Source organism: Oceaniglobus ichthyenteri, assembly GCF_003057885.1.
Taxonomy (GTDB): domain Bacteria; phylum Pseudomonadota; class Alphaproteobacteria; order Rhodobacterales; family Rhodobacteraceae; genus Oceaniglobus; species Oceaniglobus ichthyenteri.
Window position 1 is genome coordinate 1 of sequence record NZ_QAGK01000010.1, and the last position, 19,916, is coordinate 19,916.

A 19,916-nucleotide genomic window follows, 5' to 3' on the forward strand; every position below is an offset into this window, starting at 1 on the left:
GGCCTGAAAATCGCCAAAATACTTGGTGATCGCCGCGGTCAATGTCGTCTTGCCGTGGTCAACGTGACCAATCGTGCCAATGTTGACGTGCGGTTTGTTACGTTCAAACTTTGCCTTTGCCATGGTGGCGTTACCCTTAATCTGGGGCTCGGATTGGCCCGGTTCAATCGGGGCCACCGAAGTGGCCAATTATTACGCGCGCTCTCTATCGCCCACAGCGGGCGAAATCAAGCGTCAGTTGGCCTGCGCCAGCCCAGAGGCAAGTGCCTTGGCCTTTTGGGCATTGCGGTCAAATTCGGTGCGGGGGGTTTCGGGATCGGGCACAAACCACTCGGGGTTCTTTTTCAGCCAATCCTGAAGCAGGCGCGCGCCCTCTTGCGTGAGGTTTTTCAACTGTGCCGCCTTGTCGCGGGTCAGACCCGAGCCGACGATCGGGGCTGAATTTTGCAGCCCTTCGAACGCCATGATCCGGTGGGGTTTTTCATTCAACTTCTTGCCCGTCGCATTGTCATACACGGTCACATCAAAAATCAGAACCGATTTCGGCGTGTAAATCACCGGCAAACCCGGTTGCGCCAGAACGTAACCGCCAATGGAAATGCCGAAATGATACAATCCATTGCCGTCGTAACGAACAAAGCGTTCTTCGATCGCAGCGGCCAAACCATCGCTCAGCTCTTGCGCGGTTGCATCGCGCGAAAACGGGCCCTTTTGCGCATCGGGGGCGATGACAATGTTATGGCCAAGCCGGAAATCGCCCAGCGGCACCAAGGGGCCCTGTGGGTCGACATTGGTACAGGCAGCGACCAGCGCCACCAAAACAAGGGCCATAAAACGGGTGGCATGGGTCAACATGGGGCGCAATCCTTTGTTCAGATCGCACTGGATTACCGCAGCTTTGCCCAAGGTGCAATTGGCGCCACGCTCACAGCCGCGTCAGGGCGTGTCGGACGGCGCACAGATCCGTTGCAGTGCGCGCCACGCATCCGCGTCCAACGCCGGGCGCGGTGTTTCGGGCGCGGTGGCGGCGGCGGCCTTGGCAATGCGGTCACCCAACGCCGGGTGCGCCATGAAATGCGCCATCACCGCCGAGGGCTCATCGCCCAGGGTTTGCAGGTGTTCGAAAAACCGCGCCAACGCGCCGGGCGCGATTTCGGCCTGTTGCATCAGCGTCAGGGCATAATCATCTGCCGCTGCCTCGGCCTGTTGGGTATAGGTGGCCTGAATCAACCGCTCGGTCAGAAACAGCACCACCGCCCCACCGGCAAAATCCCCCAACAAAAGCCCCAGCACCCCGATTGATCCGGCAGACCGCAGGGCAATGCGCGTGGGATCACGCGCCGCCACATGGCCGATTTCATGGGCCAGAACCGCCGCCACCTCATCGGGGCCTTGGGCCGCGTCGATCAGCCCGCGAAACAGCACAATGCGCCCCCCCGGCAAGGCAAAGGCGTTGACCAGCTCATGATCCAGCACGCTCACCTTTAACGGTTGCGCCACATCACCCGCGCCCGACAGTCGCCGTGTCATCGCGGCCAGGGCGGCGATGCCTTCGGGCGCGTCACAGATCGGCAACGGATTCATCCCGGTCTGGTTCAGCGCGCGGCGCACCTGTTCCAGCGTGGCATCGCCCAGCGCCGCCTCACCCTCGGGGGGGAGTCGTTCGGCCAGCTGATTGGCCAACAGCGGCACAAGCACCATCACGATCAGCGCCACCGACCCAACCGCCGCGCCCGCCCAGATCAACAGACGCCCCACCCCCAGGGGCCTGGGCCGTTTGCCCAGATCGGGGCAGCGGGCGCGCAACAGGCGGATGGTTTCGGGATCTTCCACGATCATGCGCGCCACCGGATCGCCCGTATGCGCCAGCACCATCCGCGTGCGATCCGCCTGATCGGGGATTGTGCGGATATCGGCCAGGGGCCACAGGGTGGGTGACAGGCCCGGCCCCTCAATCATCAAATTGCGCTGCTCTTCGTCAATCTGCAGGCTGATCGCGCGCAGCTCTGCCGTTGCACCGTCAAGATACAGCGCAGTGCCAGCAAAGGGCGCAGGCGCGCCGCCCACATGGATCACCATCCGCCCGGTCATATGGCGGCCCCCACGTCCAGCGCTTCGGCAAAACCTTCGGCCTCGTGAAACGGATCGCGGGGGCGCTGCGCCACGCTGGCAAGGGCGCCAACCCCGGTCAGGGTCAGGGTTTCACTGTAATGGCGCCACAACGGCAGGGTCAAAAACACATGCCGCATCACCCCGAACGTGATGAACACCGCAAAATACAGCGCCGCACCAATGGCAAATATCACCCAACCCGGCAAAATATCGTCCAGAACCTCTGGCAAGGGTTTGGAGGACGACACAACCCCCGTTTCCATCAGCCCGATCAAAACCGCGCCCACGCCCCCCACCACCAAAACCGGCCCAAGCAGAGTCATGAACCCGCCAAAGGCCCAGATCCACGCCACCCGCCCCACCCGGGGCTGCGCAATCAGGCCCAATGACCCCGCCGTCTTGTGCGCGGCCAACCGGCGAAACCCATGCACCCGGTAATGAACCAAGCCATAAAGCGCCCAAGGCACGAACCCGACCAGCAGCCATAGAAAACGATAGTTTTCGTTGGCCACGGCAATGGCAACGGTTGCCGCACTGAACAACACACCAAACATCAGATGCACGAATGCCTGATACAGCATCGCCACATTCCCCCCTTGGTGCAGGGTCACGGTACCAAATGTGGTGCGGTCGGTGCGGTATTTTTCCAACCAGAATGTCATCCGCGGCCAGGCCAGACCAAGGGTCAGGATCAGCACCACCCAATGGCCCATCGCCCGCCACGCATAGCCCGCCGCGCCCTGTTCCATCCCAAACCGGATGCCGCGCCAGCGGGTGCGCGACAGCACATAGCGCCGGGCGCGATAGCTGGCGTAAAACCACAGCGGGATCACCCCGAGAAAAGACAAAAGATACGCCACGCCATTGCTTTGAAACAATGAAAAGCTGGCAAAGACCAAAAGCAGATTCACGATCCCGAGGTAAAACGCCATGATCACCACGGCGATGAGAAAGCCCAACAGCTTTTCCAACGGCTCGCCCACATATTCCACCGGGCTGCCCGCCGGGCGGATCGATGACCAGTAATAACGCCGAAGGCGGCTTTTCATCCAGAACCGATACAGACCCAACGTCAGAACCGTCAGGATCGACAGGCCCAGCGCCATGGCAAACACCGGGGCGCGGCGGCCCACAAATTCGGTTGCGGCCCTGTCCGGCCCCGGGATCATGTAAACCGGTTGTTACGCGGGAACCCCCGGGGGGCCATGCGCCCGGAACTGGCGCGTTTGCCAACCCATTCGGCCAGTGCGGTTTCGGTGCGGGTGCGCCCCGCCGGGTCTTTCCAGCTTAGCCCATCGGCCAGGGTAAAGGTGGTGAGATCGCTCATCCCGCCGTCTTTGTAACTTTGCAGGCGCACGCCCTTACCCCGGCCCATTTCCGGCAGGTCTGCCAGTGGAAAAATCAACACTTTGCGGTTTTCGCCCACAACCGCCACATGATCGCCCGTGGCCCGGTGACACACCGCCGCGCGAACGCCGGATTTCACGTTCAGCACCTGTTTGCCACTGCGGGTCTGGGCAATCACATCGGCTTCGGCCACGACGAACCCATCACCGGCAGACGAGCCAAGCAATAGCCGCGCGTCGGGGCGGTGAATGAACAGATCAACGATTTCGGATTCGTTGGGCAGATCGACAATCAGGCGCACAGGTTCGCCCATGCCCCGCCCACCGGGCAGAGTGCTGGCCGCGATGGTGTAAAACCGCCCGTTGCTGCCGAACAGCAACAGTTTATCGGTGGTTTCGGCGTGAAACATAAAGCGTGATTCATCGCCGTCTTTGAATTTCAACTCTCGATCCAACGCGACATGGCCTGACAGCGCCCGAATCCAGCCCATTTTCGAACAGACAACGGTGATCGGTTCGCGCTCGATCATCGCCTCAAGCGGGACATCCTCGACCACGCCCGCCTCGGCGAATTGGGTCAACCGTTCACCGCGCAGGGTGTGTTTGCCAAATTGCTTGCGGGTTTCGCGCAGCTGATCGGCCACTTTCGCCCATTGCAGATCAGTTTCACCCAACAAATCCTCAAGCTCGGCCCGTTCTTTCAACAGGGCGTCGCGTTCGCGCAGCAACTCCAGCTCTTCCAACCGGCGCAACGATCGCAGCCGCATGTTGAGAATCGCCTCGACCTGCACATCGCTAAGGTCTTTGCCGGGGTAACGGTGCGGCACGCCTTTGGGGGCATCGGCCCCGTCGAGCGCGGCAATCGCGGCGGCGCTGGCCTGTTCATCGGCGATGGTGCCCTGGGCGGCGATATCCACACCGGTCAGGGGCGATTTATAATCAGCCTCGTCCATGGCGCGACCAATGGTGGCCTGATGGGCGGGGGTCCAATCCTCCCACATCATCGCGCGCTTTGGGTCATCGTCATACCGGATAATATCAATCACCCGATCGAGGTTGAGAAAGGCGATGATGAACCCTTCCAACACTTCCAGCCGATGATCGATTTTCGCCAAACGGTGGCGTGAGCGGCGGATCAACACATCGCGCCGATGGTCCAGAAACGCGCGCAACACTTCCTTCAGGCTGCACACTTTTGGCGTGCGCCCATCAATCAGCACGTTCATGTTCAGCGAAAACCGCGTTTCCAGATCGGAACTGCGGTACAGCGCATTCATCAAAACATCGGGGTCGACCGCGCGTGATTTCGGCTCGATCACCAGACGGATGTCTTCGGCGGATTCATCGCGCACATCGCCAAAAATCGGGATCTTCTTGGTCTGGATCAGCTCGGCCAGCTTTTCGATCAGTTTCGATTTTTGCACCTGATACGGAATCTGGGTGACGATAATCTGCCACTGACCACGGCCCAATTCCTCGATATGCCATTTGCAGCGCAGCCGGAAAGACCCGCGCCCGGTGCGATAGGCCTCGGCGATGCTTTCCTTTGGCTCGACAATCACACCGCCCGTCGGGAAATCGGGGCCGGGCACGTAATTGAGCAAGGTTTCATCGCGCGCATCGGGAGTTTTGATCAGATGCAGACAGGCGCCGATCAGCTCATCAATGTTGTGGGGCGGAATGTTGGTGGCCATGCCCACGGCAATGCCGCTGCTGCCATTGGCCAACAGGTTGGGAAATGACGCTGGCAACACCACCGGTTCGGTCAGAGTGCCATCGTAATTGTCGCGAAAATCCACCGCGTTTTCGGCCAACCCCTCCATCAACGCCTCGGCCGCGGCGGTCATCCGCGCCTCGGTGTATCGCGGCGCGGCCGGGTTATCGCCATCGATATTGCCGAAATTCCCCTGTCCATCCACAAGCGGATAGCGCACGGCGAAATCCTGTGCCAACCGCGCCATGGCATCGTAAATCGCCGCATCGCCGTGGGGGTGATAGTTGCCCATCACATCGCCGCTGATCTTGGCCGATTTGCGAAAGCCACCGGTGGGCGACAGTTTCAGTTCGCGCATCGCATACAAAATCCGGCGATGTACCGGTTTCAGCCCATCGCGGGCATCGGGCAAGGCGCGGTGCATGATTGTGGACAGCGCATAGGTCAAATACCGCTCGCCAATGGCGCGGCGCAAAGTCTCGGTCGGGTTCACCGGCAGGTCGGGGGCATCATCATCCATAGCGGCTGAGATAGCGGCCTGTGTGCACCACCACAAGCCAGAGGCGCGCATTCGGAAACTTTTTGCGCAGACAGATGTTCATTTTATGATAACTGAGCAGAAATCGGGTGAGGGTCGGGTATGATACGTATGACATTGGTGCTGTTGTTGGGCATCGGGGCAACCATGATGCTGTATGGCAATGACAACGGCGTGCCCCAAGGCAGCGATGCAGGCGGCATGGCCGTGACCCAGTCAAACGGTAATACGCCCGGGTTGCTGACCCGTGTGGGCAGCCTGATCGAAGATACCAGCGTGCAATCCGCCGAGGTCGAGCGTGTCCCGTTAAGGGATGAAGCCCGCGCCATCGAAATTGCGCTGGCCGCCACGGTTGCGCCGGATACGCCTGCCGCCGCACCCACGCGCTCGGTTCAGATCAATGGCCAGGGCACCGCACCGGCCAACACCGCAGACATCTGGTATGTGACCGGCACCCGCGTCAACCTGCGCGGCGGGCCATCTACCAGTGATGCAGTGGTCGGCAGCGTTGGATTGGGCCAACAGGCCGAGGTTCTGGAAAAATCCGACGATGGCTGGTTTCGCATCCGTACCGCCGATGGCGGGCAGAACGGTTATATCTATGGCCAGTTCCTGAGTCAGGATCGTCCGGGGTAATCTGACGATTGAGCGCGCAAAAATCTATTTTGATCACCGGATGCTCCAGCGGCATCGGATATGATGCGGCCAAGGCCATGCGCCAACGCGGCTGGCGGGTGTTTGCATCCTGCCGCAGCGCGGATGATTGTGAACGCCTGATCGGGCAAGGGTTCGACAGCCCGCGTCTGGATTATGCCGACCCAGACAGCCTGCAAAGCGCCCTGTCCCACGCTCTGGACGCCACCGGCGGAACGCTTGACGCGCTGTATAACAACGGCGCCTTTGCCCTGCCCGGCGCGGTTGAGGATTTGCCACGCGATGGGCTGCGCAGCATTTTTGAAACCAACGTGTTTGGCGTGCATGATCTGACCACCCGGGTCATTCCCGTAATGCGCGCCCAAGGGTATGGGCGAATCGTAAACTGTTCTTCTGTTCTGGGGCTTGTCACTTTGAAATGGCGCGGCGCCTATGTCGCCAGCAAATTCGCGCTTGAGGGTTTGACCGATACCTTGCGCCTTGAAATGGCCGATACACCGATCAAGGTGATTCTGATCGAACCCGGCCCGATCACATCAAAGATACGCGCCAATTCCATTGCACATTTCGAACGCTGGATTGATTGGCGCGCCTCTCCGCGCCGCGAGCAATACGAGACATCCCTGATGCCCCGCCTTTATACCAAACGCGCCCCGGATCGGTTCGAACTGCCGCCCAGCGCCACATCAGCCGCGTTGATAAAAGCGGTCGAGCGGTCAAACCCTGCCCCGCGCTATTATGTCACGACACCGACCCATATCATGGGCATCGCCAGACGGGTATTACCCACCAAAGCGCTGGATTGGATTATTTCGCGCGGCTAAGGGTTCGCTTTTGCAGCGCGCCCCGCTACATCTGCGACAAACACCGCGAGGAACCATGTTCAACGATCCACTTTTCGTCGTCGTCGCCGTTGCCGCCCTGGTTGTGCTGTTGATCCTCATGATCGGGATCGGCGGGTTCGCCAAAGGCGGTGATTTCAACAGAAAACACGCCAATCGTCTGATGCGATGGCGCATTTATGCCCAGGCCATCGCGGTGGCCCTGATTTTGGCATTTGTCTTTTTCCGCCGCATGGGAGGTTCTTGAATGGTCGTTTTATCAAAGATTTACACCAAAACCGGGGATGGCGGCCAAACCGCACTGGGCAATGGCGACCGGGTGGCGAAACACTCCATGCGCGTCAACGCCTATGGCACGGTCGATGAAACAAACGCCACCGTCGGTCTGGCCCGCCAACACGCAACCGGAAAAATGGATGCGCAACTGGCGATGATCCAGAACGATCTGTTCGATCTGGGCGCAGACCTGTGCCGCCCCGACATGGAAAAGGACGCCGAAGCCGAATATCCGCCCCTGCGCGTGGCCGATGCCCAGGTCTTGCGCCTGGAATCGGAAATCGACGCAATGAACGCCGCGCTGGAGCCTTTGCGCAGCTTTGTCTTGCCGGGCGGCTCGGCGCTGGCAGCCTATCTGCACCTGTGCCGTACGGTATCACGCCGGGCCGAACGCCTGTCGGTTGAACTGGCCACCATGGAAACGGTGAACCCGGCCGGGGTGAAATACCTTAACCGTCTGTCAGACTGGTTTTTTGTTGCCTCGCGGATTGCCAATGACGATGGCAAATCCGACGTCTTGTGGGTTCCGGGCGCGAACCGCTGAAAGCGGAGAAGATGCCAGTGGCACGTTCGGCACCCGGAAGCGCCAACCGCTGCCCCTTGTGCATGATGCCCTGTCGGATGCCTCCGGCGGGGATATTTTTAACAAGAAAAAGCCGGTCGGTGTGCGGGCCGGCCACCCGTTAGCGCAAACCTGCCGTCAGAGGTGGACAGTGGGGGAATTTTGTACTGTTTTGCAGGATGATGGCACGCTACTTAGAGGCCAGTGAATAAAACGCGCCCGTTTCTTTGGGCGCCCAGTCAGGAGATACGCCCATGAAGGTGCTCGTGCCGGTTAAGCGCGTGATCGATTACAATGTGAAAGTTCGCGTCAAGGCGGATGGCAGCGGTGTCGATCTGGCCAATGTGAAAATGTCGATGAACCCGTTCGATGAAATCGCCGTGGAAGAGGCTATTCGTTTGAAAGAGGCCGGGAAGGTTGACGAAGTGATTGCCGTTTCCATTGGTGTGAAACAGGCGCAAGAAACCCTACGCACCGCCCTGGCCATGGGCGCGGATCGGGCGATTTTGGTGATTGCCGCCGATGATGTGCATACCGATATCGAACCTTTGGCCGTGGCGAAGATCCTGAAAGGGGTGGCCGAGGCCGAGGGCGTTGGCCTGGTTTTGTGCGGCAAACAGGCGATTGATAACGATATGAACGCCACAGGTCAGATGCTTTCGGCGCTGTTGGGCTGGTCGCAGGCGACCTTTGCCTCGAACCTGGAGATTGACGGCGATCATGCCACCGTGACCCGCGAAGTTGACGGTGGGTTGCAAACGATCAAGGTCACGATGCCCGCCATCGTTTCGGTCGATCTGCGCCTAAACGAGCCGCGCTATGCGTCTTTGCCAAATATCATGAAGGCCAAGAAAAAGCCGTTGGACGAAAAGACCGCCGCCGATTACGGCGTCGATGTTGCACCGCGTCTGACGGTGGTGTCCACCGCCGAACCCGCAACGCGCAAGGCGGGTGTGATGGTCGGCTCGGTTGATGAGTTGATCGCGAAATTGAAAGACGAAGCAGGAGTCCTGTAATGGCTGTTCTTTTATTGGCTGAAATCACCGACGGCGCGTTGAACATGGATGCCACCGGCAAGGCAGTGGTGGCCGCTGCGGCGTTGGGCGACATCACGGTTCTGGCCTGTGGCGCCACCTGCGCCGATGCGGCGGACGAAGCGGCAACCATCAAGGGTGTGTCGCGGGTTTTATGCGCCGAGGACGCGGTGTATGGGCACCGCCTGGCCGAACCCACGGCGGCCCTGATTGTTTCGCTGGCGGGCGATTATTCACATATTGTGGCCCCCGCCACGACCGATGCCAAAAATATCCTGCCCCGGGTTGCCGCCCTGTTGGATGTGATGGTGATTTCCGATGCATCGGGCATTGTGGATGGCGACACCTTTGAGCGCCCGATTTATGCCGGCAACGCGGTTCAAACCGTCAAATCCGCCGACGCAACCAAGGTTATAACCCTGCGCACCGCGGCGTTTGACCCGGCTGAACTGGGCGGCAGTGCCAGCGTGGAAAACATCAATGCCGCCGACAACCCCGGCCTGTCGGAATGGGTGGAAGACAAAGTCGCCGAAAGCGACCGCCCCGATCTGACCTCGGCAGGGATTGTCGTGTCAGGTGGCCGTGGTCTGGGCAGCGAAGAGAATTTCGCCATGGTTGAAAAACTGGCCGACAAATTGGGCGCGGCGGTTGGTGCGTCACGCGCGGCGGTCGATTCGGGCTATGCGCCGAATGATTGGCAAGTGGGCCAGACCGGCAAAGTGGTGGCACCCGAACTGTATATCGCCGTGGGCATATCGGGCGCGATTCAGCATTTGGCCGGCATGAAAGACAGCAAAATCATCGTCGCGATCAACAAAGACGAGGAAGCGCCGATTTTTCAGGTCGCCGATTACGGCTTGGTCGCCGATCTGTTCGAAGCTTTGCCAGAATTGGAAGGCAAGCTGTAATAACAGCTCATAACCTAGCCCGTCACATGTATGTTTCGGTCTGATGTGTGGAACATAAAGGCCCCCGATTTTTCGAGGGGCCTTTTGCGTCAAAGTGTAGCGATCTGATGCCAACAGGCGGGCATCGCGCTGTAAAAAACACCCAATACCGCGACACTGTCGTGAAACTGTCGCGGGTCTGTCGTGGCGCTCTGCCGATTGGCATTTCATTTTGGTCCTCGGAACAGAAGGTGAGACACAGTGATCGTTCGAAAACTACGTTTGGAAAAGGGTCTGTCCCAAGAACAGCTTGCACATATGGCCGGGGTCAGCACACGCACGTTGCAGCGGATTGAGCGGGGCGCAAAGGCCAGCCCGGAAACGTTGAAATGCATCGCCTCTGTTCTGGAAACCGATTTCGGAAACCTGATAAAGGGGCAAAACATGCCGACTGATACACATTCAGCACTTCCAGAGCTGTCATCCAACGAACAAAAAGCGATGGAGTATGTTCGCGACCTAAAGTCATTTTATATGCACGCGTTGCAATATCTTGTCGTGATGATTGCACTTACAATCGTAAACCTGCTGACGAGCCCCGGATATCTTTGGGTGCTTTGGGTGGCCTTTGGATGGGGCATTGGCCTGTTAAGTCACGGTCTAAGCGTATTTGAAGTGATCAACCTGTTTGATGACAAATGGGAAAGACGCCAGATCCAAAAACAGATGCGGCGCCGATAGGGTGGCCGTGTTGCCGCGGTGACGCGCAGTTCCGCCGCGCCTCCCTTGGCCTTAATCTTTTTCGCGCAACACCCGAGACAGTCGGACAGCGACCGCCTCGTGCGCCGTGGGCCCGGGCATCAGCGCGGCGGCTTGGGATTCGGTTTCGGTAAACACCTTACCATCCAGTGACCCGATACCGTCCGGCCCGGCAAAGCAATATTCAACGATATCAGCTACGCGCCCCCGTAAACTGCGCAACATGGTACGATTGACAAACATCGGCCCGCCATCGGCGATCGTTTCCGCCGGATCGTCGGGCGTGCGTTCGGCCATCCATAATATCACCACGGGCCGACCGATTTGCGCCATCAACAGGTTCATCCGTTGCACCCAGACCCGGCGCAATTCATCGCGAATCAGTGCGAACCGCGCCGCGGAGGTGTGCGACAGTGTGGCAAGCATGTGACCGGTAAAATGGAATTCGGTAAAATCCACTTCGGGGAACACCGCCTTCATCATCGGGCTGGCCTTTACAAACCGGTCGTTGCGGCGCGGATGCACCGTATAAAACCGGTTTGACAGGTTTTGTGCGCCTGTTACCTGCAACACCACGGCCCGCGCCCGGCGGCATGCCTCAAGAATGGTTTCATCGTTCAAAAACACATCCACCCCGGCATTCACATAGCCCAGGTTCACGGTTTTCACGCCGGTTTCATCCTGTAACAGCGCCGGATAGGGATCAGTCAGATACCGGCCATAGGTTTCCGACCCGCCCAGAACCGCGATAAAATCACCATTCAACCGCTGCGCCGGCCCGCGGAACATCAGTTTTGATCGCCCGTACCTGCATGGCGCATAGTCCAACACAGGCCCCGGCATATTTTCATAAGCCATGACTCACCCATTCAATTACTCTCACCCAAGGGCAGGATGGCCGATGAATTATGATGATTCGGCTAAAGCGGGCATTTGAACAATTACATCTGTTCCTATTGCGGCTTGCGCCTGTGTCGCGGTGCCGCCTATGTTCTGTCGAAACTGAAAGGGCGCAAGATGGATATTCACCGGATCGGAATTGTGGGCGCGGGGCAAATGGGCAACGGCATTGCCCATGTCTGTGCATTGGCCGGATATGACGTGGTGATGACCGACATCAGCCAAGACAGCCTAGACAAGGCGCGCGCGATCATTGATGGAAATCTCGAACGTCAGGTCAGCCGCGAAAAGATATCAAAGGCTGACAAGGATACCGCCATGGGGCGAATCTCGTCCACGCTGAAACTGTCGGATCTGGGCGATACCGATCTGGTGATCGAGGCGGCGACCGAACGCGAAACCGTGAAAACCGCGATTTTCGAAGACTTGGTGCCGCATCTCAAACCCACCACGATCCTGACCTCGAACACGTCATCCATCAGCATCACACGTCTGGCCAGCCGCACCGACAGGCCGGAAAAATTCATGGGGTTTCATTTCATGAACCCGGTGCCAGTGATGCAGTTGGTCGAACTGATTCGTGGCATCGCCACCGACAAGGAAACATTTGATGCCTGTCTGGGCGTGGTTGATCGTTTGGGCAAAACCGCCGCCACCGCCGAGGATTTTCCAGCCTTCATCGTCAACCGTATCCTGATGCCGATGATCAACGAGGCGGTTTATACCCTGTATGAAGGGGTGGGAAACGTGAACAGCATTGATCAGGCGATGAAACTGGGCACCAATCACCCGATGGGGCCGTTGGAATTGGCCGATTTTATCGGGCTGGATACCTGTTTGGCGATCATGAACGTGCTGCATGATGGGTTGGCCGATACCAAATATCGCCCCTGCCCGTTGTTGACCAAATATGTCGAGGCCGGGTGGCTGGGCCGCAAAACAAACCGTGGGTTTTACGATTATCGCGGCGATATGCCGGTGCCGACCCGCTAATTCCCGCCCAGCAGGTTCAACAAACCGTCTTTCAACTCGTCCTCAAGCTTGCGCTTGACCGCATCTTCGACGCTGCGCCCATCGGTGATGGGCGTGCCCAACTCTTGCTCCAGCTTCTTGCGCAACTCTTCCTTGGCGCGGTCTTCCACCTCGCGCGCCTCTTCCTTCAACCGGTCCTTGGCCAGGCTTTCCAAGTCCAGTTTGAACTTTGGCGCGGCCCAGGTGCCGGTGATCAGGATCGGCACCCGCACATTGCCGTCTTTCAACAGGCGCGGTTCCAGCCGGTAATTCAGGGTTTGCGCCCCCAACCCCACCGTGCCACTGCCGGTGGCGGCAATCAGAGGCGCCAACAGCGTCAGGTCGTCATTGCGCAAAACCCCCTGATTGACGGTGAATGAGGCGCTGATTTTATCAAAAATGGTTTTGCTGCCTTCACCGATGAAATTCGGGTTCAGCGTGCGCAACATCCCGACGATATCAAGGCCCAGCAATTCGCCCGCCCCGGTGGAAAACCCGCCCTCGCCCTCAAGGGAATTCATCAGCGTGTGCATGTCATTGCCCACGCCCAACACGTTGATCGCCAGATTGCCCGTGGCCACCAACCGGTCATAGCCCAGCAATTCATTGAACAGTTTGGAAATCGCCAAGGCCGAGCCTTTGACGTTGATCCGCGTGCTGAGCCCGCCGCGCGAATTGACGATCACCGCGCCGTCGATATTGCCGCCATATGCCTCGATCTGTTTGATCTCGGTCACGGCGCGGCCCCGGTCGAGCGTGGTGTAAAGACTGGTCAGGCCCAGATCGGTTTTGCCAATCTTGATTGACGCGGCGGTGAGGGCGATTTTTGCATCCAGCGCCTGTAATCCGCTGACGTCAATCGGCGCGCGGCTCCACCCGGTTTGGGCAGTGCCGGTGCCCGATTCACTGCTCGACAGGCCCGACAGGTCCAGCGGGCCGGTGGAAAGTTTGGCATTGATCAGCGGGCGTGGCCCATCAAGTGTGATATCGGCCGCTGCCGCGACGGTGTTTTTATCAAGGGTCAACGTGGCATCACGCAGGTTCAGCGTGTCGCCGGTATAGGTGATATCACCCACCATCGCCACCTTGTCACGGCCCAACCCCCGGGGCAGTTTGACAGGCCCTTGACCAAGGGCGGCCATGATATCGGACAGATTACCCAGATCGCCACTCAGCCGCCCTGCCGCACCAAGAGGGGTCAGCCCGGCGCGACCCGCAAACGCGATTTTTGCGCCGCCCAGGCTGAGGTTGGCCTGTGTCGGCACTGCGCCGCGTTCCAGAAACGCCGCCAACCCTTCGATATTGCCATTCAATCGCGCCGCTTGGCCATTTATCAACGCGCTGAGGTCAAAGGTTGCCTTGCCCTGCATCGATGGCAGCGTCAGGGTGGCATCCAGCGCCGTCAGCCGTTGATCGGTGCCGGTTTGCCGGTTCACGAACCGCAAACTGCCGCGCTTTATCTCGGCCTTGTCGATGGTCAGCGTGGGCAGGCCACCGCCGGAGGTCGCCGCGCCGCTGGCTGGCTTTTCCTCGCCCATCTCCCAGTTGCCCATGCCATCGGGCCCAATTTCAAGCAGGATTTCAGGCGCAATCGCGCTGACGCCGGTGATGCGGATATCGCCCCGGAGCAACCGTGCAAGATCAACCGCAACCGACAGCCCTTCGGCCTTTAGCATCGGGCCGTTGTCGGACCAGGCGGCATTGGCAACGGTGACCGCGCCCGTGGTCACCCCCAGGGTTGGCCAAATTGTCGGCCGCACATCGCCGGTAACGGTCAGGGTGCGGCCTGTGGTCTGTTGAAAACGGTTTTCCACCAGATCGGCAATCTTGTCGGCGGGCAGAAACAGCAGCGCCACGATGGCCACAGCCCCCAGCACGACAAGGCCCAACAGCCCCCGGATAATCCAACGCATTCCCGCCTCCGCCCCATGTTTTTCCCGAGTCTAGGGCATGAGCCGCAGTTTGCGCAACACAGGTCTGACCCAAAGGAGGCGCTGGCGCGCCACACGATTCTGTGTTTGGCGCGTCTGGCCGATGATGGGGGCGACGGGCACGGGTCGTGGGCAACTCGAACTTGCAAAGCTCCGGCATTCAACCCATCCTGCGCGCAATCCCTGCCCCGCTTTCCCGCGCTGTTGCGCGACGGCCAGAAAGTAAACAATCATGACCACATCTTCGATCATCCCTCGCACTTATATGCCGGTTCTGGCCGTTCTTGGGATTGCGCATCTTCTGAACGATCTGATGCAATCTTTGATCCCGGCGGTTTATCCGCTTTTGAAAGAAAGCTATGCGCTGGATTTTACCCAGATCGGAATGATCACCCTGACCTTTCAATTGGCCGGGGCGATGTTGCAACCGGTGGTTGGCATGGTCACCGACAAACGCCCGGCCCCCTATTCGCCGGTGGTCGGGATGATGTTTACCCTTGCCGGGTTGATCAGCCTGGCCTTTGCCGCCAGCTATACGGTGATTTTGATCTCGGTCGCGCTTATCGGCATCGGATCGTCAATTTTCCACCCCGAGGCGACGCGCACCGCGCGCTATGCGGCGGGCGGACGGCAGGGGTTGGCGCAAGGTATTTTTCAGGTCGGCGGGCAGACCGGCGGGGCCTTGGGGCCGGTTTTTGCCGCCCTTATCATCGTGCCTTGGGGGCAGCCCAGCCTGGCCTGGTTTGCGGTTGCCGCTTTGAGCGCAATGATGCTTTTGATCTGGATCGGCCGACAGCAGGCCGAGATCAGCGAAGCCTTTGCCACCATGCGCGCCGCGCGCCAAAGCAAGAGCGACAAACCACAGCCATCGCGCCGCAACGTTGCCATCGGATTGACCGTGCTGACGTTTCTGATGTTCACAAAAAACACCTATGGCGAAAGTTTTCGGTCGTTTTACACATTCTATCTGATCGAGCGGTTCGATGTTTCGATCCCGTTTTCGCAGATGATGCTGTTCGTGTTTCTTTTGGCGGCGGCGGTGGGCGTTCTGATCGGGGGGATTGTTGGGGATCGCGTGGGGCGATACCGCATCATTTGGATTTCGGTTCTGGGGCCTTTGCCCCTGACCCTGATCCTGCCCTATGCCGATCTGTTCTGGACCGTCGCCCTGACCATCATGATCAACCTGATCATGGCCAGCGCCTTTGCCTCGATCCTGATTTACGCGATGGAGCTATTGCCAAACCGGATCGGGCTGATTGGCGGGCTGTTTTACGGGCTTAATTTCGGCCTTGCTGGGATTTCGGCGGCGCTGCTTGGATCTTTGGCCGATGTTTATGGGGTTGAAACGCTGTACCAGATTTGCGCGCTCTTGCCATTGGCCGGGTTGATGGCGTGGTTTTTGCCCCGGATTGACGATACCTAGGGGGTTCTGAGGTCAATAAAAACTCTGCGGATCAATATCGATCGAAAGGCGCACCGAATTGGGCAGTTTGAATTGCGCCACCCATTGCGCCAAAGCCCCCTGCAGCGGTGCGGCCTTATCGGCCTTGACCAACATCCGCACGCGGTGCCGCCCGCGAATGCGCGCAATGGGGGCCGGGGCGGGGCCGTAAATTTGGGCGTTGATCTGACGCAGGGGGCCATCGCGGCGCGCCATATCACTGGCCACATCGAACACCTCTTGCACATTCGGCGAAGACAGGATGATTCCCGCCATCCGGCCATAGGGCGGCACACCCGCCGCCTGCCGTTCGCCCGCCTCGGCGGCCCAGAACCGTTCTTCATCGCCTGCCAGAATCGCGCGGATCACCGGGTGTTCGGGTTGAAACGTTTGCAACATCGCACTGCCCGGTTTATCGGCCCGCCCGGCGCGCCCGGCCACCTGGCGCATCAATTGAAACGTGCGCTCGGCCGCGCGCAGATCACTGCCTTGCAGGCCCAAATCGGCATCAATCACCCCCACCAGGGTGAGCAGGGGAAAGTTATGCCCCTTGGCCACCAACTGCGTGCCGATAATCAGATCGGCCTCGCCTGCCGCGATGCTTTCGATATGGGCCTTTAGCGCGCGGGCACTGCCGTAGAGGTCAGACGACAGCACGGCGATCCGCGCCTCGGGGAACAGCTCTGCCGCCTCTTCGGCCAGACGTTCGACGCCGGGGCCAACGGGCGATAATTTATCCACGGCCTCGCAATGGGGGCATTTTTCGGGCATCGGTTTTGTTTCGCCGCATTGATGGCACACCAGCCGTTTTTGAAACCGGTGTTCCACCATCCGCGCATCGCAATGATCACAGCCAATCTGAAACCCACAGGCCCGGCACAGGGTGATCGGCGCATAGCCGCGCCGGTTGATGAACAACAGCGCCTGTTCACCCTTTTCAATGCGCGCGGCCACGGCCCGGCGCAGGGTGGGTGATATCCATTTGCTGCCGGGCAAATCCTCGGCCCGCATGTCGATGGCGCGCATGTCGGGCATGACCGCCACGCCAAACCGCGCGCTCAGGTCCAACCGGTGATATTTGCCCGCCTGCACATTGGCCCAGGTTTCAAGGCTGGGCGTGGCGCTGGCCAATACCACATGGGCACTGCACAAAGAGGCGCGCAAAACCGCCATGTCGCGGGCGTTATAGAGCACGCCATCTTCCTGTTTATAGGATTGATCATGTTCCTCATCGACCACGATCAACCCCAGATCGCGAAACGGTAAAAACAACGCCGAGCGTGCGCCCACCACCAATTGCGCGCCGCCCTCGCCCACCATCCGCCAACAGCGGCGCCGTTCGGTCATGGTGACACCGCTGTGCCATTCGGCGGGCAAGGCCCCGAACCGCGCCTGCACACGGGTCAGAAATTCGGCCGTCAGCGCGATTTCTGGCAACATCACCAACGCCTGTCGCCCCTTGGCCAGACAGGCGGCGACGGCCTCAAGATACACCTCGGTCTTGCCCGATCCGGTGACGCCGCGCAGCATGGTGGTGCCATAACGGGCCGTGTTTACCGCCGCGCGCAGGGTTTCGGCCCCCGCCGCCTGATCCGGGGTCAGGTCATGCCCCGGCAAATCAGGATCAAGCCGGGGATAGGGCAGATCGCGCGGCGAGGCCTGTTCGATCACCGCGCCTTGTTTTACCAGCCCTTTGACGACTGATGATGTGACACCCGCGCTTTCGGCCAGTTCTTTCAGGGTGAACGCCAGCCCGCCGTATTCGCGCAACACGCCCAACACCTTTTCGCGCGCCGGAGTCATCCGGTCGGGCACGGAATCGCCCAGACGATACACAATCCGCATCCCCGGCGGATCGCCCAACCCCGGCGATCGTGTGGCCAGGCGCAGCATCGCGGGCAGCGGTGTGAGCGTATAATCGGCAGCGCGGCGCAGAAATTGCTGCATCTCATCGCGCATCGGGGCCACGTCCAACACCCGGATCACCGAGCGCACCTTGGACAGGTCATACCCCCCCTCGCCCGGCCCCCAGACCACGCCGATCACCTTGCGCGGGCCAAGTGGCACTTCGACAAACGCGCCCTCCATACACCCGCCCTCGGGGGCGCGGTAATCCAGCGTGCGATCCAACGGTTGCGTGGTCAAAACGGCGATCAATGCGCCCTGGTCGTAGAACCCGCTCATGCAAAATAGCGGCGCATGGGGCCCTGTGAAATTCCCATCGGCCCGAACAAATGCGCGCAAAACGCCAACCAGATCGAAAATTCCATTGCATGCTCCTGTTAGCGGTCGCATTTGGCTTTAGACTTGGCCCTTGTTGCGCTATTAGGGGGCCGAATTCAACACAGCAGCTTAGGGGACTCTAAGATGAAATTCTTTGTCGATACCGCCGATGTGGACGCGATCCGCGAATTGAACGACCTGGGCATGGTCGATGGGGTGACGACCAACCCCTCCTTGATCCTGAAATCAGGCCGCGACATCAAGGAAGTGACCAAGGAAATCTGTGATATGGTGTCCGGTCCGGTCAGCGCCGAATGTGTCGCACTGGATTATGACGGCATGATGTCCGAGGCCGCAGAACTGGCCAAGATCGCCGATAACATCACCATCAAACTGCCGCTGACATGGGACGGGCTGAAAGCCTGTAAAGAGCTGACCAGCAACGGCACCATGGTCAACGTGACCCTGTGCTTTTCCGCCAATCAGGCCCTGTTGGCCGCCAAGGCGGGCGCCACGTTCATTTCGCCTTTCGTCGGGCGTCTGGATGATCTGAACGTCGATGGTATGGAGTTGATCAGCGATATCCGCACGATTTATGACAACTATGGATTTGAAACCCAAATTCTGGTCGCATCGATCCGCACCGCCAACCACATGAAAGACGCCGCATTGATCGGCGCCGATGTGGCCACCGCACCCCCGGGTGTGATCAAGGGCATGGCGAAACATATCCTGACTGACAAAGGGTTGGAGCAGTTCATGGCCGATTGGGAAAAGACCGGTCAAAAGATCGTCTGAATACAAAGCGCCACAGCCCTGGGTTGCATGGTTGTGGCGCAAAATCCCGTGGTGGGCGATGCAAATCTGTCGCGCCATTCCGCCGGATTTACAATTTCCAACAAATACCCTCTGCCCAGATCAAAATGTTCGGTATAGACTAGCACAAATCGAACAACACACATGAGGCCGGTATGGGCGAAAGCGCCGTGATAGCGGATGATTTGCGCAACAAGATCATCTCACACCCCGACGTTATTCTGGAAGATCTCGATCTGATGCGCGCCCTTGTGGCGGGCAATGATCAGACGATGGGCGAAAACATCGTTGATCTGCGCGGCATCGCCATGAAACGGCTTGAGGCACGTCTTGACCGGCTAGAGGATACGCATCGCAGCGTCATTGCCGCCGCCTATGAAAATCTGGCCGGCACCAACCAGATTCACCGTGCCGTGCTGCGGATGCTGGCCCCTACCGATTTTGAAACCTTCCTGCGCGATCTTGGCACCGATGTGGCGGAAATCCTGCGCGTCGATGCGCTGCGTCTGGTTCTGGAAACCGATGAGGGCGGCGATGATGCCGACCTGCGCCGCCTGTCCGATGTGCTGAGTCTGGCGCAACCGGGGTTTATCGCCGATTATCTGACCAACGGGCGCAACATTCCCGAACGCCGCGTTACCCTGCGCGGATGTCAGGGCGGCGCGCCGCGGGTGTACGGCGCGATTGCGGCCGATCTGCGATCCGAGGCGTGCCTGAAACTTGACTTTGGCGAAGGCCGCCTGCCCGGCCTGTTGGTTCTGGGCAGCGAAGATCCGCATCTGTTTGCACCCACCCACGGCACCGATCTGTTGGGGTTCTTTGCCGGGGTGTTTGAACGCTCCATGCGCCGCTGGCTGGCCTAGGCGC

19 protein-coding genes are annotated in these 19,916 nt (G+C 59.5%); 11 read left to right on the forward strand and 8 right to left on the reverse strand.

Annotated features, from left to right (window positions below; genetic code table 11):
• The 5 genes from C8265_RS14280 to C8265_RS14300 all read right to left on the reverse strand — a co-directional run.
• On the reverse strand, nt 1-123 hold a 123-nt coding region (locus C8265_RS14280; RefSeq protein WP_240611103.1), incomplete at its 3' end, for a GTP-binding protein.
• 111 nt (nt 124-234) lie between these two features.
• On the reverse strand, nt 235-855 hold the full coding sequence (locus C8265_RS14285; RefSeq protein ID WP_126623179.1) for a hypothetical protein: 621 nt from the start codon (nt 853-855) through the stop codon (nt 235-237).
• Between the two features lie 81 nt (nt 856-936).
• Nucleotides 937-2,091 carry a M48 family metallopeptidase gene (locus C8265_RS14290; protein ID WP_108484707.1) on the reverse strand — a complete coding sequence of 385 codons (1,155 nt, stop codon included), beginning with the start codon at nt 2,089-2,091 and terminating at the stop codon, nt 937-939.
• Nucleotides 2,088-3,281, reverse strand: coding sequence for a DUF898 family protein (locus tag C8265_RS14295; RefSeq protein WP_108484708.1), 1,194 nt, complete (start codon nt 3,279-3,281; stop codon nt 2,088-2,090). The genes C8265_RS14290 and C8265_RS14295 overlap by 4 nt, the downstream gene beginning before the upstream one ends.
• The gene (locus C8265_RS14300; protein ID WP_108484709.1) at nt 3,278-5,692 is read right to left on the reverse strand and encodes a DNA topoisomerase IV subunit A; all 2,415 of its coding nucleotides are present in this window, start codon (nt 5,690-5,692) and stop codon (nt 3,278-3,280) included. Before C8265_RS14300 ends, C8265_RS14295 begins: the two co-directional genes overlap by 4 nt.
• Nucleotides 5,693-5,812: 120 nt before the next feature.
• On the opposite strand from C8265_RS14300, the gene C8265_RS14305 reads away from it, so the two are divergent.
• The 7 genes from C8265_RS14305 to C8265_RS14335 all read left to right on the forward strand — a co-directional run bounded on the left by C8265_RS14305 (nt 5,813) and on the right by C8265_RS14335 (nt 10,706).
• Nucleotides 5,813-6,346 (forward strand): SH3 domain-containing protein, encoded by a 534-nt coding sequence (locus tag C8265_RS14305; RefSeq protein WP_108484710.1) that lies wholly within the window; start codon nt 5,813-5,815, stop codon nt 6,344-6,346.
• Nucleotides 6,347-6,354: 8 nt separating this feature from the next.
• Nucleotides 6,355-7,188 (forward strand): SDR family NAD(P)-dependent oxidoreductase, encoded by an 834-nt coding sequence (locus tag C8265_RS14310; protein WP_108484711.1) that lies wholly within the window; start codon nt 6,355-6,357, stop codon nt 7,186-7,188.
• Nucleotides 7,189-7,243: 55 nt separating this feature from the next.
• The gene (locus C8265_RS14315) at nt 7,244-7,453 is read left to right on the forward strand and encodes a twin transmembrane helix small protein (protein ID WP_108484712.1); all 210 of its coding nucleotides are present in this window, start codon (nt 7,244-7,246) and stop codon (nt 7,451-7,453) included.
• Nucleotides 7,454-8,026 carry a cob(I)yrinic acid a,c-diamide adenosyltransferase gene (locus tag C8265_RS14320; protein ID WP_108484713.1) on the forward strand — a complete coding sequence of 191 codons (573 nt, stop codon included), beginning with the start codon at nt 7,454-7,456 and terminating at the stop codon, nt 8,024-8,026.
• A 272-nt stretch (nt 8,027-8,298) separates the two neighbouring features.
• Nucleotides 8,299-9,060: an electron transfer flavoprotein subunit beta/FixA family protein gene (locus C8265_RS14325; protein WP_108484714.1), complete on the forward strand. Its 762-nt coding sequence runs from the start codon at nt 8,299-8,301 to the stop codon at nt 9,058-9,060.
• Nucleotides 9,060-9,986 (forward strand): electron transfer flavoprotein subunit alpha/FixB family protein, encoded by a 927-nt coding sequence (locus tag C8265_RS14330; RefSeq protein WP_108484715.1) that lies wholly within the window; start codon nt 9,060-9,062, stop codon nt 9,984-9,986. The genes C8265_RS14325 and C8265_RS14330 overlap by 1 nt, the downstream gene beginning before the upstream one ends.
• A 240-nt stretch (nt 9,987-10,226) precedes the next feature.
• On the forward strand, nt 10,227-10,706 hold the full coding sequence (locus C8265_RS14335; protein WP_108484716.1) for a helix-turn-helix domain-containing protein: 480 nt from the start codon (nt 10,227-10,229) through the stop codon (nt 10,704-10,706).
• Nucleotides 10,707-10,757: 51 nt separating this feature from the next.
• On the opposite strand, the gene C8265_RS14340 is transcribed toward C8265_RS14335, so the two are convergent.
• Nucleotides 10,758-11,582 (reverse strand): DUF6473 family protein, encoded by an 825-nt coding sequence (locus C8265_RS14340; protein WP_108484717.1) that lies wholly within the window; start codon nt 11,580-11,582, stop codon nt 10,758-10,760.
• Nucleotides 11,583-11,741: 159 nt separating this feature from the next.
• Here C8265_RS14340 and C8265_RS14345 point away from each other — a divergent pair, with 159 nt between their 5' ends.
• Nucleotides 11,742-12,617, forward strand: a complete 876-nt coding sequence (locus tag C8265_RS14345; RefSeq protein WP_108484822.1) for a 3-hydroxybutyryl-CoA dehydrogenase — start codon at nt 11,742-11,744, stop codon at nt 12,615-12,617.
• On the opposite strand, the gene C8265_RS14350 is transcribed toward C8265_RS14345, so the two are convergent.
• Nucleotides 12,614-14,548 carry an AsmA family protein gene (locus tag C8265_RS14350; RefSeq protein ID WP_108484718.1) on the reverse strand — a complete coding sequence of 645 codons (1,935 nt, stop codon included), beginning with the start codon at nt 14,546-14,548 and terminating at the stop codon, nt 12,614-12,616. The two genes, C8265_RS14345 and C8265_RS14350, sit on opposite strands and share 4 nt — an antisense overlap.
• A gap of 250 nt (nt 14,549-14,798) precedes the next feature.
• On the opposite strand from C8265_RS14350, the gene C8265_RS14355 reads away from it, so the two are divergent.
• A complete protein-coding gene (locus C8265_RS14355) occupies nt 14,799-15,992 on the forward strand; it encodes an MFS transporter (RefSeq protein ID WP_108484719.1) in 1,194 nt (397 codons plus the stop codon).
• Between the two features lie 12 nt (nt 15,993-16,004).
• Here C8265_RS14355 and C8265_RS14360 read toward each other — a convergent pair whose 3' ends face one another.
• Nucleotides 16,005-18,194 (reverse strand): primosomal protein N', encoded by a 2,190-nt coding sequence (locus C8265_RS14360; RefSeq protein WP_108484720.1) that lies wholly within the window; start codon nt 18,192-18,194, stop codon nt 16,005-16,007.
• A 183-nt stretch (nt 18,195-18,377) separates the two neighbouring features.
• Between C8265_RS14360 and fsa the strand changes: the two genes are divergently transcribed.
• Together fsa and C8265_RS14370 are read left to right on the forward strand one after the other, a co-directional pair.
• Nucleotides 18,378-19,031, forward strand: coding sequence for a fructose-6-phosphate aldolase (gene fsa, locus C8265_RS14365; RefSeq protein ID WP_108484721.1), 654 nt, complete (start codon nt 18,378-18,380; stop codon nt 19,029-19,031).
• Between the two features lie 173 nt (nt 19,032-19,204).
• Nucleotides 19,205-19,912 carry a DUF484 family protein gene (locus C8265_RS14370; protein ID WP_108484722.1) on the forward strand — a complete coding sequence of 236 codons (708 nt, stop codon included), beginning with the start codon at nt 19,205-19,207 and terminating at the stop codon, nt 19,910-19,912.
• Nucleotides 19,913-19,916 lie beyond the last annotated feature (4 nt).

Excerpts from the sequence above, each read along its gene's own strand:
- C8265_RS14285 (WP_126623179.1), bottom strand. The coding sequence starts at position 855 with ATGTTGACCCATGCCACCCGTTTTATGGCCCTTGTTTTGGTGGCGCTG.
- C8265_RS14290 (WP_108484707.1), bottom strand. The coding sequence starts at position 2,091 with ATGACCGGGCGGATGGTGATCCATGTGGGCGGCGCGCCTGCGCCCTTT.
- C8265_RS14295 (WP_108484708.1), bottom strand. The coding sequence starts at position 3,281 with ATGATCCCGGGGCCGGACAGGGCCGCAACCGAATTTGTGGGCCGCCGC.
- C8265_RS14300 (WP_108484709.1), bottom strand. The coding sequence starts at position 5,692 with ATGGATGATGATGCCCCCGACCTGCCGGTGAACCCGACCGAGACTTTG.
- C8265_RS14305 (WP_108484710.1), top strand. The coding sequence starts at position 5,813 with ATGATACGTATGACATTGGTGCTGTTGTTGGGCATCGGGGCAACCATG.
- C8265_RS14315 (WP_108484712.1), top strand. The coding sequence starts at position 7,244 with ATGTTCAACGATCCACTTTTCGTCGTCGTCGCCGTTGCCGCCCTGGTT.
- C8265_RS14320 (WP_108484713.1), top strand. The coding sequence starts at position 7,454 with ATGGTCGTTTTATCAAAGATTTACACCAAAACCGGGGATGGCGGCCAA.
- C8265_RS14325 (WP_108484714.1), top strand. The coding sequence starts at position 8,299 with ATGAAGGTGCTCGTGCCGGTTAAGCGCGTGATCGATTACAATGTGAAA.
- C8265_RS14330 (WP_108484715.1), top strand. The coding sequence starts at position 9,060 with ATGGCTGTTCTTTTATTGGCTGAAATCACCGACGGCGCGTTGAACATG.
- C8265_RS14340 (WP_108484717.1), bottom strand. The coding sequence starts at position 11,582 with ATGGCTTATGAAAATATGCCGGGGCCTGTGTTGGACTATGCGCCATGC.
- C8265_RS14345 (WP_108484822.1), top strand. The coding sequence starts at position 11,742 with ATGGATATTCACCGGATCGGAATTGTGGGCGCGGGGCAAATGGGCAAC.
- C8265_RS14350 (WP_108484718.1), bottom strand. The coding sequence starts at position 14,548 with ATGCGTTGGATTATCCGGGGGCTGTTGGGCCTTGTCGTGCTGGGGGCT.
- C8265_RS14355 (WP_108484719.1), top strand. The coding sequence starts at position 14,799 with ATGACCACATCTTCGATCATCCCTCGCACTTATATGCCGGTTCTGGCC.
- C8265_RS14360 (WP_108484720.1), bottom strand. The coding sequence starts at position 18,194 with ATGAGCGGGTTCTACGACCAGGGCGCATTGATCGCCGTTTTGACCACG.
- fsa (WP_108484721.1), top strand. The coding sequence starts at position 18,378 with ATGAAATTCTTTGTCGATACCGCCGATGTGGACGCGATCCGCGAATTG.
- C8265_RS14370 (WP_108484722.1), top strand. The coding sequence starts at position 19,205 with ATGGGCGAAAGCGCCGTGATAGCGGATGATTTGCGCAACAAGATCATC.